Origin of the sequence: Bradyrhizobium sp. LB8.2 (assembly GCF_040548035.1) — a bacterium.
GTDB lineage: Bacteria > Pseudomonadota > Alphaproteobacteria > Rhizobiales > Xanthobacteraceae > Bradyrhizobium.
The window spans coordinates 29,560-44,608 of the sequence record NZ_JBEPQV010000037.1; the positions used below are offsets into that span (position 1 = coordinate 29,560).

A 15,049-nucleotide genomic window follows, 5' to 3' on the forward strand; every position below is an offset into this window, starting at 1 on the left:
AAGAGGAAGTCCACAAAGCGAAGGCCAGTAATTCGTGACAAAAGACCAGCAGCCAAAGCGCAAGCCGGAAAATTGCGCCTTTGTCATTTTTGGTGTCACCGGTGATCTCACTCACCGCCTCGTGATGCCGTCACTTTACAATCTTGCTGCCGAACACATGTTGCCGGAGAAGTTCTGCGTCGTCGGCGTCGGCCGCAACGCCATGTCGGACGACGAGCTCCGCGACAGCCTGATGAAAGGCCTGCGTGAGTTTGCGACCCGCTCCGTGGACGATGTCGTCGCCAAGAAGCTCCTGGAACGCGTCAGCTTCGTCGAAGCGGATCCAAAAGACCCGCCATCCTTCGATCGCTTGCGCGAACATCTCGATGCGCTCGAATGCGCGCAAGACACCGGCGGCAACCGCTTGTTCTACCTGGCGACCCCGCCGGCCGCGTTCGCGCCGACCGCGCGCGAGCTCGGCCGCACCGGCATGATGAAGGAGAACGGCACCTGGCGGCGACTGGTGATCGAAAAGCCGTTCGGCACCGACCTCGCCTCCGCGCGCGCGCTGAACGCCGAGCTGCTGAAGATCATGGAGGAGCACCAGATCTACCGGATCGATCACTATCTCGGCAAGGAGACGGTGCAGAACATCCTGGTACTGCGCTTTGCCAACGGCATGTTCGAGCCGATCTGGAATCGCAACCATATCGACCACATCCAGATCACGGTGGAGGAGAAGCTCGGCGTCGGCCATCGCGGCGGCTTCTATGACGCCACCGGTGCGCTCCGCGACATGGTGCCGAACCACCTGTTTCAGCTGATGTCGCTGGTGGCGATGGAGCCGCCGGCCCGTTTCGACGCGCATTCCGTGCGCTCGGAAAAGGCCGAGGTTTTGACCTCGATCCAGCAGCCGAGCGAGGAGGAAGCGCTGAAGAGCTCGGTGCGCGCGCAATATCTCTCGGGGCGCATCGGCGACGATGAGATCCCGGACTATCGCAAGACCGAGGACGTCAAGCGCGGCAGCACCACCGAGACTTTTGTCGCGCTGAAGCTGATGATCGACAATTGGCGCTGGGCCGGCGTGCCGTTCTACTTGCGCACCGGCAAGGCGCTGGGGCACAAGCGCACCGAGGTCGCGATCAAGTTCAAGCAGGCGCCGCTGTCCATGTTCTCAGGCACGGCGGTCGACCGGCTCTCGCAGAACTTCCTCACCATCGGCATCGCGCCGACCGAAACCATCGAGCTCCAGTTCAACGCCAAGATCCCGGGCCCGAGCATCACCATCGACGGCGTCGAGATGAAGTTTCGCTATGGCGACTATTTCCGGGCCGATCCCAGTACCGGCTACGAGACGCTGATCTACGACTGCATGATCGGCGACAACATCCTGTTCCAGCGCGCCGACGGAATCGAGGCCGGGTGGCAAGCGGTGCAGCCGTTCCTGGACGCCTGGAAGAACGCGGGCACGAACGGCATCGAGACCTATCAAGCCGGCAGCGACGGCCCCGCCTGCGCTGATGAGTTGCTCCGTCGCGACGGCCGAACCTGGCGGAAGTTTTCGTGATGGCAGCGGCCGGACAGCCGAAGCTGATCGTCGAGGCGGACGCCGAGGCGCTGGCGCAGACCGCGGCCGAGCGGGTGATGGCGCGGATCGATGCCAATCTCGGGCGGATCGCGATCTGCCTCACCGGCGGCTCCAGCCCAACGAAGCTCTATCAGCTGCTTGGCAGCGATGCCTGGCGCGGCAAGATCCCATGGGAGCGCGTGCACTGGTTCATCGGTGACGAGCGCTTCGCGCCCGAAAGCGATCCCCTCAACAACATGGCGATCGCGCGCGCGACCTTTCTCGATCGCAATGCGCCCCCCGGCCATATTCACCCGATCCCGACGGCGGCTGACAACCCTGATCAGAGCGCCGCGGCTTATGCGCGCGAGTTGCAGTCTTTCTACGGCGCGGAAAGCCTCGATCCGGCACGGCCGCTGTTCGACATGGTTTTGATGGGTGCGGGCCCGGACGGCCATACGGCTTCGCTCTTTCCGGGCTACCCCGCGATCGAGGAGACCATGCGCTGGGTCGTCGGGGTCCCCAAGGCCAATGTCGCGCCTTTCGTGCCGCGGGTATCCCTCACACTGCCCGCGCTGGCATCCTGCCGCGAAATGCTGTTCGAGATTGCGGGGCACGACAAGCAGCCGATCTTGACGCGCCTCCTCAATGGCGAGACTCTGCCGGCTCTACGCGCGCGCTCGAATGGTGAGACCGTCTGGCTGGTCGACCGGGCCGCGCTACCGGAGGGAATTCGTGGCGGGCGTTGAAGCACCTTGTGCATTGATCGTGATGGGCGTGTCGGGCTCGGGCAAGAGCACGGTTGCAAGCGCGCTCAGCGAGCGCCTCGGCTGGCGCTTCGAGGACGGCGACAGCTTTCACCCCGCCAGCAATGTCGAGAAGATGCGGGCTGGCCATCCTCTCACCGACGAGGACCGCTGGCCCTGGCTCAACGCCATCGCCGACGAGATCGCGCGGGTCTGCGACAAAGGCGAGCAAATCATCATCGCCTGCTCGGCGCTGAAGCACACCTATCGTGACGTGCTCCTGCGTGGACGCGACGACGTGCGCTTCGTCTTCCTCAGGGGCACGAAGGAGCTGATCGCCGCTCGCCTCGCGCAACGCAAGGGGCACTTCATGCCGCCCGGGCTGCTGACGAGCCAGTTCAGCACGCTGGAACCGCCGGAGGCGGGCGAGCACGTCATCACCGTCTCGATCGACGAATCCGTCGAAGCGATCGTGGACGGGGTTGTACGGCAGCTGAAACTGGGCGTCGCGAAGCGCTGAGGCCAAAACCCCCAAGGTCCTGCCATGACGAAAATCTCACTCGTGGTCTCCGACGTCGACGGCACGCTGCTGACCAAGGACAAGACGCTGACGGAGCGCGCGAGGTCCGCGGTGCAGCGGCTGCACCAGGCCGGCATCGGTTTCACGATAACGTCGAGCCGCCCCGCGATCGGCATGCGCTTCCTGATCGAGCCGCTGGCGCTCTGGCTGCCGGTCGGCCCGTTCAACGGCTCATCGATCGTCGATCCCGAGATGAATCCGGTCGAGCAGCATCTCATCCCGGCCGGCGCGGCCGAGCGAAGCTTAAAAATCCTCCGCGACTTCGGCGCCGACATCTGGCTGTTCACCACCGACAAATGGCTGATCGACAACCCCAGCGGCAAATACGTCGCGCATGAACAGCACACCATCCGCTCTGACCCGACCATCGTGACGGACTTCTCGCCCTACCTTGCGAGCGCCTGCAAGATCGTCGGAGCCAGCGCCGATGCAGCCGGCCTAGAAGCTTGCGAGAAGGCGATGCAGAAGGCGCTCGGCAGCGAGGCGACCGCAGTGCGTTCGCAAACATATTATCTCGACATCACCCCGCCCGGCTTCGACAAAGGTACATTCGTGCAAGCCATGGCCAAGCGCCTCGGCATTTCAACGGACGCCGTCGCCACCATCGGCGACATGCAGAACGACCTCGCGATGTTTCGCGTCAGCGGCGTCTCGATCGCCATGGGCAACGCGACCGACAGCGTCAAGGACCAGGCCACCCACGTCACCGCGACCAACGAGCAGGACGGTTTTGCCGAGGCGATGGAGATGATCCTGACGCGGAACGGGGTCGCTTAAGTCACTGCTTCGACCGCTGCACCGCCGGCTTCTCGCTCCCTTGCCTCGCCGCGGACAGATTGTGCGCGGTGTTGATCAGCGCGATATGGGTCAGTGCCTGCGGGAAGTTGCCGGTCTGGCGCCGGGCGCCTGAATCATACTCCTCGGCCAATAGCCCGACGTCGTTCGCGATACCGACCACGCGGTCGAACAAGATCTGCGCCTTGTCGAGATCGCCCGCCAGCACAAGGGCGTCGGCGAGCCACAGGCTACAGGCGAGGAACGCGCCTTCGAGCGGCGGCTGTCCCGCAGGCACTTCGCGCGGGTCGTGCCGCAGCACGAAACCGTCGCGCATCATGTGGTTCTCGACAGCCCCCATGGTGCCACGGATGCGCGGGTCCGATGGCGGCAGGAAGCCGACGGCCGGCAACAGCAGCACGCTGGCATCGAGCAGTTTGGAACCGTAGGATTCGACGAAGGCGTTTTCCTCCGCGTCAAATCCCTTGTTGCAGACGTCGCGATGGATGGCATCGCGCAACGCGCGCCAATGCAGAAGCGGCGCCTTGAAGCCAAAAGTCTCGGCACTCTTGATGCCGCGATCGAAGGCGACCCAGGTCATCACCTTCGAGAAGACGTAGTGCCTGGGCTCGCCGCGCCGCTCCCAGATGCCGTGGTCGGGCTCGTCCCAGACCTCGGCGAGATGATTGAGCACGTTGCATTCCAGCGCCCAGGTCGTTTCGTCGTCGAGCTTGAGCTTGGCCATGCGTGACTGATGAAAGGCGTCGATCAGCTCGCCATAGACGTCGAGCTGAAGCTGCGCATGGGCGGCATTGCCGACCCGCACCGGCCGCGCGCCCTCATAGCCGTCCAGCCAGCCCGCCTCCCATTCCAGCAGCCGCCGCTGGCCCCAGATGCCGTACATGATCTGCATGTTCGCCGGCGAGCCTGCCGCCGCGCGCAACAGCCAATTGTGCCAGGCCAACGCTTCCTCGGTATAGCCGGAGTTCATCAGCGCCAGCAGGGTGAAGGTGGCATCGCGCAGCCAGCAGAAACGGTAATCCCAGTTCCTGCTGCCGCCGAGCTTCTCCGGCAACGAGGTGGTGGGCGCAGCGACGATGCCGCCGGTCGGGTCGAAGGTCAGCGCCTTCAGCGTGATCAGCGAGCGCATGATGAGGTCGTGATAGTCGCCGTCGCTGGTGCATTTTCTGCACCAGTCCTGCCAGAATTTTTCGGTCTCCTGGAGCGCGACCTCCGGATTGATCGGCGCGGGCGGTTCGAGATGCGAAGGACCGTAGGTCAGCACGAACGGCACAGTCTCGTCGGCTTTTACCTCGAAGTCGGACACGGTTGTCATATCCTCGCCGCGGGTCTTTGCCGGCGTATGGAGCACCGTCATGTCCTGGCCGGCGACCGCAAGCAGCGAATGGTCAATCCGCCGCACCCAGGGAATGTCGACACCGAAGCCGAAGCGGATCACGAGCTCCATCCGCATCTTCACCGTGCCGCTGACGCCGCGGACCAGCCGCACGATGTCGGAGGCCTTGCCGCGCGGCGGCATGAAGTCGATCAGCGCAACTGTGCCGCTCTTCGCCTCAAAGCGCGTCTCGAGGATGAGGGTGTCGCCAAGATAGCGGCGCGACGTCGCGGTGACGTCCTCGTCCGGTGCGATCAGCCAACGGCCGTTCTTGTGCGTGCCGAGGATCGCTGCAAAGCAGGCATCGGAATCGAAGGCCGGCCAGCACAGCCAGTCGATCGAACCGTTGCGCCCAACCAGCGCCGCGGTCTCGCAGTCGCCGATCAGCGCATAGTCCTCGATCCTCTGAGACAATGTCGTGCGAGCCTCGAAAACGGCGTTTTGGAAGTTCCCGGCGATCAACGCCCGCCGGGCAACGAGCGTTCCCGTGTCGCGGCCTTCAAAGCTGCGAGATCGACCTTCGAGGCGATCTTGTCGAGCGCAACCGGCAGGCGCTGGCGCCAGTTCGGATGCTCGTCGATCGTGCCGGGAATGTTGGGCTGATCGATCACGCCGAGCAGGTCCTCCAGCGACACTGCGAGCAGCCGCGACGGTGTGCGCGACAGGAAGGCGAGCACCGAATAAAGGTCGTTGGCGTTGATGCCGTTCTGGCGCAGGATGTCGTCGAGCTTGCCGAGCGCATCCCAGCGCGCCTTCTCGTCCTCGCCGGGGTCGAGCCCGAGCGAGAGCTTCATCCTGAGATCGCTGAAGGAGCGCCAGCCGGCATAGGTGCACAGATCATGCGTGTTCAGCGTGACCAGCGCGTTGGGCCGGTAGTGATCGGTGTTGCGGAAATGGCCGGCATCGTCGCGCTCGAACATCATGACGAGATAGGACCAGATGCCGAAATCCTGCATGGTCTCGCGGAATCCTTCCGGCACGGTGCCGAGGTCCTCGCCGATCACGATGCATTTGTTCGCCGCGCTTTCACGCACCACGGCGCCAAGCAGCGCCTCGAACGGCATCTGCACATAGGCGCCATTATCCGGCTTGAAACCGCGCGGCACCAGATAAAGCCGCTTCAGCCCCAGCACGTGATCGAGACGGATGGCCCCGGCATGCCGCATCGAAGCGGCCAGCATGTCGGCGAACGGCACGAAGGACTGAGCTTCCAGGCCGCCGGCATTGAAGCCGGCAAGGCCCCAGTCCTGGCCGACGGTGTTGAGCACGTCGGGCGGCGCACCGACCGCGAGATGGCGCGAGATCGCCATCTGCTCGTTCCAGGCATCGAAGCCGTTGGACTGCACGCCGACGGCGACGTCGAGATAGAGGCCCACGCGCATGCCAAGTTGGCCGGCCAGTTCCTTGGCGGCGTGCAACTGGCTATCGGCGGTCCATTGCACGAATTCAACGAACTCGACGTCGTGTTTGTCGGGCCCGTTGCGCAGTCGGGCGCATTTCGCCTCGTCCGGCTGCTGCCATTCCACCGGCCATTCCCACCACGGCGCCGTGAAGCGATGGCGTAGCACCTCGAAGCAGGCAAAACGGGACAACAGCGGCGCGCGCGCCGCGCGGAAGGCGTCGAACTGGTTGCGGCGGACACCGCTGGCGCTTTTCAGAAAGCTGTCGAAGGCCGCGCGCAAGGCCAACCACTTCAAGGCCGCCATGGCCGCATAGGGCACACGATCGCCTTCACGGAGCCGCGCGGCGGTCGCGGCCGCGTCGGGGACGAGATCGCCGGAAAATTCCGGGATTGCCTCGACGTCGATATAGAGCGGATTGAGAAACAGCCGGCTGTTCGGCGAATAGGGGCTGCAATCGGCCGGATGGTCGTCGAACAACACATGCAGAGGATTAAGCCCGACGCCGTCGGCCCCCAACTGCTTGGCGAGCCGGACGAGATCGGCAAGATCAGTGAAATCACCGATGCCCCAATTGCGGTCGGAGCGGACGCTGTAGAGTTGCATAGCAAGCAGCCAGCCGCGGTCGAAATCGCCGCCAAAGGCCCGCTCGGGCGCCACGATCATCGGCACCTCTTCGCTCACGCCTTCGGCATCGGTCAGCGTCAGACGGTGATAGCCGAGCGGCAGACCGGCGGGCCATGCAATCACGGGCTCGCGCGCCTCACCTTGCGCGATCAAATTGCCATTGCCGGTCATCGTCCATTTGAGCGGCGGTGCACCGATCGTCACCAATTCGGTGCGCGGATGGCCCAAGGCGCGCACCACCACGGGTCCGCTAACGAAGCGATAGACCCGCTTCTCCGGCAGGGCGTCGAGGATGGATTTGAGGGCCACGGGATCGGTGATCCGCAGCTTTCCGAGGGCATCGACGAATTCGGACTGAACGCCCTTGATCTGGGCTTGAGCTAAAAGATCCATTCGGCACGTAGTTGGCAGGCCAGATTTTGGCCGGGGGTATTGATTTTAACGAGGCGGTGGAAGACGTTAGTCTGGCTTAACTCACAAACCGCGCTTGCCGTTCCCGAGGGAACTAATGACACCCAACCGGCTTTCTATATAGGTATCAAGCGTAGGTTCCCGACAAGGGAAACGGGCTCCTGCTTTCTTGTCAATGGCATCACCGTGAACAAGACAATTCAAACTGTCGAGAGTGCCGCAGCCGGCAGCGCTTTCCTCATCGAAGACGTCTATCCCTTGATCGATGGCGGCCGCTTCCCCGTGAAGCGGATCGCGCGCGAACCGGTCGAGGTCTGGGCCGACATCTACCGCGACGGCGACGCCGTGATCGGCGCAGCGCTGATCTGGCGGCAAGAGCAGGACCGCGAATGGCGGAGCGAGCCGATGATCCCTCACGGCAATGACCGCTGGTCCGGCGCGTTCACACCGGTTGAGCCCGGCAAATATGTCTATGCGATCGAAGCCTGGACCGACGAGTTCGCGACGTGGTCGCACGGGGTCGCGCGCAAGCAGCGCTCTGGCGCCGATGTCAGCCTCGATGCGATCGAGGGCGCCGGCCTTCTGACCAAGGCGCATGGCGCGCGGCAGGACGCCGCGGCTGTCATCGTCAGGCAATGCGAGGACTATCTTCAGACCGGCGACGTTGCCCCGCTGCTGGCAACTGAACTCGGCGAAGCCATGGCCGAGAGCCAATCGCGGCCCGACCTCACCCGCTCGGCGCCCTTCCCGCTCATCATCGACCGCGACAAGGCGCGCTTTGGCGCCTGGTATCAGATGATGCCGCGCAGCCAGAGCCAAATTCCAGGCCGGCACGGCACGCTCCGCGACTGCATCGCGCGGGTGCCCGAGATCGCGGCGATGGGCTTCGACGTACTCTACTTCACGCCGATCCACCCCATTGGCCGCACCCGCCGCAAGGGCCGCAACAACGCGCCGGTAGCGACCGAAGGCGATCCCGGCTCGCCTTATGCGATCGGCACCATCGAGGGGGGGCACGATGCGCTGCATCCGGAGCTCGGCACGATCGAGGATTTCCGCGCGCTGGTCGTGACCTGCCTGGAATACGGCCTCGAGCTCGCGCTCGACTTCGCCGTGCAATGCTCGCCGGACCATCCCTGGCTGACGCAGCATCCGGAATGGTTCAAATGGCGGCCGGACCGCTCGGTGCGGACGGCTGAGGGGCCCTATTCCGATATCGTCATCCCCGATTTCACGTCCGTCGATCGGGCCGGATTGTGGAACGCGTTTCGCGACGCCATGCTGTTCTGGATCGACCACGGTGTCACCATCTTTGCCATCGACAATCACGATACCGCGCCGCTTGCTTTCTGGGAGTGGCTGATCCGCGATATCCGCCGCCAGCACCCCGAGGTGATCCTGTTCTCCAAGACGTTCGCGCGACCGAAGCTGATGAAGGGCCTCGCCAAGCTCGGCTTTGCGCAGTCCTTCAGCTATTTCCCGTGGCGCACGGCGAAGTGGGAGCTGGAGCAATATATCGGCGAGCTGACGCGCTATCCCGAACGTGACTTCTATCGGCCGAACCTGTTCGTGAGCACGCCCGACCTGCTGCCATATCATCTTCAGGGCGGCGAGACCTGGGCGTTCAAATCGCGCGTCGCGCTGGCCGCGACACTGTCCGGCAGTTACGGCGTCTACAGCGGGTTCGAATTGCTGGAGCACGACGCGATCCCCGGCCGCGAGGAATATCTCGACTCCGAGAAATACCAGATCAGACAGCGCGACTGGGACAAGCCCGGCAACATTAAGCCGTACATCACGGAGCTAAATCGTATCCGCAACGAAAACGTAGCCCTTCAGCAGATGGCGAACCTGCGCTTCCTCGGCATTGAGGACGGCGACACGATTGCTTTTGCCAAGGAGGCCGCCGATCCCGCCAATATCGTCATTGCCGCGATCGCGCTCTCGCGCAATGCACGCGAGTTCTGGTTGCCGCTCGGCGACCTCGCCATCGATGTCGGCGGCGAGCGCCGCCATGTCACCGGACTCGAAAATCTCCTCACCGGCGAACAGTCCCGCATCGAATGGGGCGGGATCAAATTGCGTATCGATCCCGACCGCGATCCGGCGCTGCTGTTCCGCTGCCTGGCGTAAAGGCGCACGCCATGAACGTATTGTCTTCCGTCGACACCAAGAAAGCCGAGGCTGCCGGGATCGTGGATGAACTCTGGTACAAGGACGCCGTTATCTACCAGCTTCACGTCAAGGCGTTTGCCGACAGCAACAATGACGGCATCGGCGACTTCGCCGGGCTGACCGAGAAGCTGCCCTATCTCCAGGAGCTCGGCGTCACCGCGCTCTGGCTGCTGCCGTTCTATCCCTCGCCCGGCCGCGACGACGGCTACGACATTGGCGACTACGGCTCGATCAATCCCGATTTCGGGACGATGAAAGATTTCAAGCGCTTCATCCAGGAAGCGCAGAAGCGCGGCTTGCGCGTCATCACCGAACTCGTCGTCAACCACACCTCGGACCAGCACAATTGGTTCAAGCGTGCGCGCCGCAGCCCGGCAGGCTCGAGCGCCCGCAATTGGTATGTCTGGAGCGACACCGATCAGAAATACCAGGGTACGCGGATCATTTTCACCGATACCGAGAAATCCAACTGGACCTGGGATCCCGAGGCCGGCGCGTTCTACTGGCACCGCTTCTTCTCGCACCAGCCGGATCTCAATTTCGACAATCCGCGCGTCGTCAGCGCGCTCATCCAGGTGATGAAGCGCTGGCTCGATGCCGGCGTCGACGGCTTCCGGCTCGATGCCATCCCCTATCTCTGCGAGCGCGAGGGCACCTCGAACGAGAACCTTCCCGAGACGCATTCGATCATCAAGCGCCTGCGCAAGGAATTGGACGCCTATTCCAAGGGCAAGTTGCTGCTGGCCGAGGCCAATCAATGGCCGGAGGACGTGCAGGAATATTTCGGACGTGGCGACGAATGCCACATGGCCTACCACTTCCCGCTGATGCCGCGCATCTACATGGCGATCGCGCAAGAAGACCGCTTTCCGATCACAGACATACTGCGACAGACGCCGGACATTCCTTCAAGCTGCCAGTGGGCGCTGTTCCTGCGAAACCATGACGAGCTGACGCTGGAAATGGTCACCGACGTCGAACGCGATTATCTGTGGTCGACCTACGCCAATGATCCGCGCGCCCGCATCAATGTCGGCATCCGCCGGCGCCTTGCGCCGCTGATGGACAACGACCGGCGCAAGATCGAGCTGATGAACTCGCTGCTGTTGTCCTTCCCTGGTACGCCGATCATCTATTACGGCGACGAGATCGGGATGGGCGACAACATCTATCTCGGCGACCGCAACGGCGTGCGCACGCCGATGCAGTGGAGCCCGGACCGCAATGGCGGCTTCTCACGCGCTGATCCGGCCCGCCTTTACGCGCCGCCGATCATGGACCCCGTCTATGGCTACGAGTCCGTGAACGTGGAAGCGCAGTCGCGCAGCCTTTCGTCGCAGCTCAACGCCACCAAACGGCTGATCTCGGTGCGCAAGTCCACGCTCGCCTTCGGCCGCGGGACCATGACCTTCATCCGCCCGACCAACCGCGCTGTGCTGGCCTATGTCCGGCAGTACCGCGACGAGGTGATCCTCTGCGTCGCGAACCTCTCGCGCGCCGCGCAGGCAACCGAGCTCGATCTGTCGCCGTGGAAGGACCGCATCCCGCAGGAGATGCTCGGCCGCACGCGTTTTCCGGCGATCGGCGAACTGCCCTACATGGTCACGCTGGGGCCCTATGGCTTCTACTGGTTCCAGCTCACCGAGCGCGACAAGTCCGAGCCGGTGACGCCGCGCGCGGTGCCGGAATTCGAAACGCTGGTGGTGCCTGTCAATTCGACCTGGGTCTCTCTGGCACGCGAACGCGGAATGTTCGAGCGCGATGTGCTGCCGGGCTTCCTGTCACGGACGCGGTGGTATCCAGAAAACAATCCCAAGCACATCAAGCCCACGCTGACATCGGCGGTGCCGTTCTGCGACATCGGCGACAACAGGCCCTGGATCGCGTTCTTCGAAGCGACCCGACACGATGTGACCACCCGCTACGTCGTACCGATGCAGATTGAGTGGGTGCGCTTCGATCGCGAACGCTTCAACCCGAAGGCGCTCGCCGCCGTGCGCCAGGGTGCCCGCGAAGGCACGCTGCTCGACGTTGCGACAGAGCAGATCTTCATCGGTCTGTTCCTGCGCAATCTGTCGCAGAACTTGGTGGTGGAAGAGAACAATCTGCGGCTGGAGTTCAAGGCGACCAGCAGGTTTGCCGACTACACCATCAAGGAGCCAGAACGCATCCGCACGGTCGAGCAGTCGAACAGCACCGCACTGGTCGACAACCAGTATGTCGCCAAGATCTATCGCCGGCTTGAAAGCGGCATCAATCCCGAAATCGAGATCGGCTCCTACCTCACCGAAATCGCCCGCTTTGCCAATACGCCGGCACTGCTCGGCAACGTCGAGCTGGTCGAAGGCGATAGTCGCAGCGCGGTAGGCGTGCTGCACGCCTATGTCGAGAACCAGGGCGATGGCTGGGCCGTCACCGCGGGCTATCTCGACCGCTATATCGACGAGCAAAGGGTGCTGCCACCGGGCGAGATGCTCCGCGAGACCCAGGAGCAAGCGCCATATCTGCACTTCATAGCGCAGATCGGCCGGCGGCTCGCCGAGCTGCATGTGGCTCTGGCGGCCGCAAAGCCCGACGATCTCGCGCCGGAGTCGATCGGCTCCGCACACGTCGAGCGCTGGACATCCGACCTGACGAGACGGGCCGAGCGCGTTCTCGAGCGGCTGGCCGACACTCGCGGCGGCCTGCGAGAGGCGGACCGGCCGCTGATCGATCAGCTCGTGGCGATGCGTGCGTCCCTGTCCGGCCAGCTGAATGCGCTATTGCCTTCCGAGATCGGCGGGTTGAACATCCGTCATCATGGCGACTTCCGCCTCGGGCAAACGCTGATCGTAAAGGACGATATCTTCATCATCGACTTCGACGGAGATCCGCGTTTGCCGCTGGCCGACAAGCGGCGCAAGCTGCCTGCCGCGCGCGACGTCGCCGGCCTGATCCGCTCGATTGATCTTTCGGTTAACGCGGCGCTCAACCGCGCGCTCACGGGCGCCTCCGACGAGCAGGGCCGGCTTACGGCCGCGCTCGGCGAATGGCGCGAGCGCGCCACTGCGACGTTCCTCAACGCCTACCGCGAGGCCACGACGGATCGGCGGCTGTGGCCAGTGGATCGGCAATCCGCGGCAGGCCTGTTAAGTTTTTTCCTGCTTGATCAAGCGTTCGACGAAGTAGAGTACGAGCTGTCCCACCGGCCTGAGGGGCTCCATGCGCCGCTGTCCGGACTGCTTCGCATTCTGTCCAGCACCGAGAGCGAAGCCCATGCCTAAACTCCCTGCCGAGGCCTATGCGATCATCGAGGGCCGCCACTCCGACCCCTTCCACTATCTCGGGCTGCATCCCGAGGGCGGCAAGAGTGTTGTGCGCGCGTTTCTCCCCGAAGCCTCCAATGTCGAGGCGGTCAGCGAGCATGGCGAGGTGGCCCGGCTCGACCGCGTCCACGATGCCGGCCTGTTCATCGGCAGCCTGCCGAATGGCTCGAAGCACTACCAGCTCCGCGTCAAATTCGGCGACAGCGTCGTCGAATTCGAGGACGCCTACCGCTTTCCGCCGATCCTGTCCGATTTCGATCTCTATCTGCTCGGCGAAGGCACCCACCAGCGCCTTTACGACAAGCTCGGCGCGCATCCGATGCGGCTCGAAGATATCGATGGCATCGGCTTCGTAGTGCTGGCGCCGAATGCACGGCGCGTCTCCGTGGTCGGCGATTTCAATTTCTGGGACGGGCGGCGCCATCCGATGCGGGTGCGCGGCGCAGGTTATTGGGAGTTATTCATCCCGCACGCCAAGGCCGGCGACCACTACAAGTTCGAAATTATCGGACCCCATGGCCATCTACTCCCGCTGAAGTCCGATCCGATGGCGTTTGCAAGCGAGGTGCGGCCGAAGACGGCTTCCATCGTGTTCGACGAGGCGCATCTGCCGCGGCCGCGACCAGCACCCGACGGCATCAACGCATTGTCGGCGCCGATGTCGATCTACGAGGTCCATCTCGGCTCGTGGCGGCGCAAGAACGGAGATGAATGGCTGACCTATCGGGAGCTGGCCGAGCAGCTGCCGGCCTACGCCCGTGACATGGGCTTCACTCATCTCGAATTTCTCCCCGTCAGCGAGCATCCTTTCGACGGCTCATGGGGCTACCAGCCGACCGGCCTGTATGCGCCGACCAGCCGCTTCGGCACGCCGGAGGATTTTGCCGCACTGGTCGATGCCTGCCACCGCGAGGGCGTCGGCGTGCTGCTCGACTGGGTGCCTGGGCACTTCCCGGACGATCCGCACGGGCTCGGCAGTTTTGACGGCACAGCGCTGTACGAGCACGCCAATCCGCTCCAAGGCCGTCACCTCGATTGGGGCACGCTGATCTACAATTACGGCCGCACCGAAGTGACGAACTTCCTGGTGTCGAACGTGCTGTTCTGGCTCGAGCGTTACGCTATCGATGGCTTGCGCGTCGATGCGGTCGCATCCATGCTCTACCTCGACTACAGCCGCCCGCCCGGCGCGTGGATTCCGAATCAGCATGGCGGCCGGGAGAACATCGAGGCGATCGCGTTCCTGCGCCGCTTCAACACCGAGCTGTTCGCGCGTTTCCCGCAGGCGACCACGGCCGCCGAAGAGTCCACCGCCTGGCCGCAGGTCTCGCGTCCGGTCGAATTCGGCGGGCTCGGCTTCGGCTACAAGTGGAACATGGGCTGGATGCACGACACGCTGAACTACATCAGCAAGGATCCGATCCACCGCAAGCATCATCACGGCGACATTCTGTTCGGCCTGCACTATGCCTTCTCGGAAAACTTCGTCCTGCCGCTGTCGCATGACGAGGTCGTGCACGGCAAGCGCTCGATCCTGGGCCGCATGCCCGGCGACGAATGGCAGCGCTTTGCGAATCTGCGCGCCTATTACAGCTTCATGTTCGGCCATCCCGGCAAGAAGCTGCTGTTCATGGGTGCCGAGATCGCGCAAAGCCGCGAATGGAATCACGACCAATCGCTCGACTGGCACTTGCTCGAGCACAAGACTCATTCCGGCATCCAGGCGCTGATCCGCGACCTCAACCGGCTCTATCGCGCGGTGCCCGCTCTGCACCAGATGGACTGCGAGCCGGCCGGTTTCGAATGGCTTGTCACCGACGACGCCACCCGCAACGTGTTCGCCTGGCTGCGCAAGGGATTTGACGAGCACGCCCGGTGCATGGTGATCGTCAACTTCTCACCCAACGTCTATCGCAACTACCGCGTTCGCGCGCCCTTCGGCGGCAAGTGGAAGGAAGTGTTCAACTCGGACTCCGCCCATTACGGCGGCAGTAATGTCGGCAACATCGGCGAAGTCCATGCTGTCGATGGCGAGCTCCGCCTCACCATTCCGCCGCTCGCCGGGATCTTCCTCGTTCCGGAAAGCTGA

The 15,049-nt window shown here is 63.6% G+C and carries 9 protein-coding genes; 7 read left to right on the top strand and 2 right to left on the bottom strand.

Annotated elements, in window-relative coordinates; translation table 11 throughout:
- The first annotated feature begins 34 nt into the window (after window positions 1-34).
- The 4 genes from zwf to ABIB06_RS33025 are packed head-to-tail and all read left to right on the top strand — an operon-like array spanning window position 35 to window position 3,649.
- Window positions 35-1,546, top strand: coding sequence for a glucose-6-phosphate dehydrogenase (gene zwf / locus ABIB06_RS33010; protein ID WP_354051959.1), 1,512 nt, complete (start codon window positions 35-37; stop codon window positions 1,544-1,546).
- The gene (gene pgl / locus ABIB06_RS33015; protein ID WP_354052001.1) at window positions 1,546-2,295 is read left to right on the top strand and encodes a 6-phosphogluconolactonase; all 750 of its coding nucleotides are present in this window, start codon (window positions 1,546-1,548) and stop codon (window positions 2,293-2,295) included. The genes zwf and pgl overlap by 1 nt, the downstream gene beginning before the upstream one ends.
- Complete coding sequence (locus ABIB06_RS33020; protein ID WP_354051957.1) at window positions 2,282-2,812, top strand: gluconokinase; 531 nt, start codon at window positions 2,282-2,284, stop codon at window positions 2,810-2,812. The genes pgl and ABIB06_RS33020 overlap by 14 nt, the downstream gene beginning before the upstream one ends.
- A gap of 24 nt (window positions 2,813-2,836) precedes the next feature.
- Window positions 2,837-3,649, top strand: coding sequence for an HAD family hydrolase (locus ABIB06_RS33025; protein ID WP_354051956.1), 813 nt, complete (start codon window positions 2,837-2,839; stop codon window positions 3,647-3,649).
- A gap of 1 nt (window position 3,650) precedes the next feature.
- Here ABIB06_RS33025 and ABIB06_RS33030 read toward each other — a convergent pair whose 3' ends face one another.
- Window positions 3,651-5,456, bottom strand: a complete 1,806-nt coding sequence (locus tag ABIB06_RS33030; RefSeq protein ID WP_354051954.1) for a glycoside hydrolase family 15 protein — start codon at window positions 5,454-5,456, stop codon at window positions 3,651-3,653.
- Between the two features lie 44 nt (window positions 5,457-5,500).
- Window positions 5,501-7,462 (bottom strand): 4-alpha-glucanotransferase, encoded by a 1,962-nt coding sequence (malQ, locus tag ABIB06_RS33035; RefSeq protein WP_354051953.1) that lies wholly within the window; start codon window positions 7,460-7,462, stop codon window positions 5,501-5,503.
- A gap of 204 nt (window positions 7,463-7,666) precedes the next feature.
- On the opposite strand from malQ, the gene ABIB06_RS33040 reads away from it, so the two are divergent.
- From ABIB06_RS33040 to glgB, 3 genes are read left to right on the top strand one after another with little or no spacing between them, the layout of a single operon-like run.
- The gene (locus ABIB06_RS33040) at window positions 7,667-9,613 is read left to right on the top strand and encodes a maltotransferase domain-containing protein (protein WP_354069868.1); all 1,947 of its coding nucleotides are present in this window, start codon (window positions 7,667-7,669) and stop codon (window positions 9,611-9,613) included.
- A gap of 11 nt (window positions 9,614-9,624) precedes the next feature.
- Window positions 9,625-12,918: a maltose alpha-D-glucosyltransferase gene (gene treS, locus ABIB06_RS33045; protein ID WP_354051949.1), complete on the top strand. Its 3,294-nt coding sequence runs from the start codon at window positions 9,625-9,627 to the stop codon at window positions 12,916-12,918.
- The gene (glgB, locus tag ABIB06_RS33050) at window positions 12,911-15,049 is read left to right on the top strand and encodes a 1,4-alpha-glucan branching protein GlgB (RefSeq protein WP_354051947.1); all 2,139 of its coding nucleotides are present in this window, start codon (window positions 12,911-12,913) and stop codon (window positions 15,047-15,049) included. Before treS ends, glgB begins: the two co-directional genes overlap by 8 nt.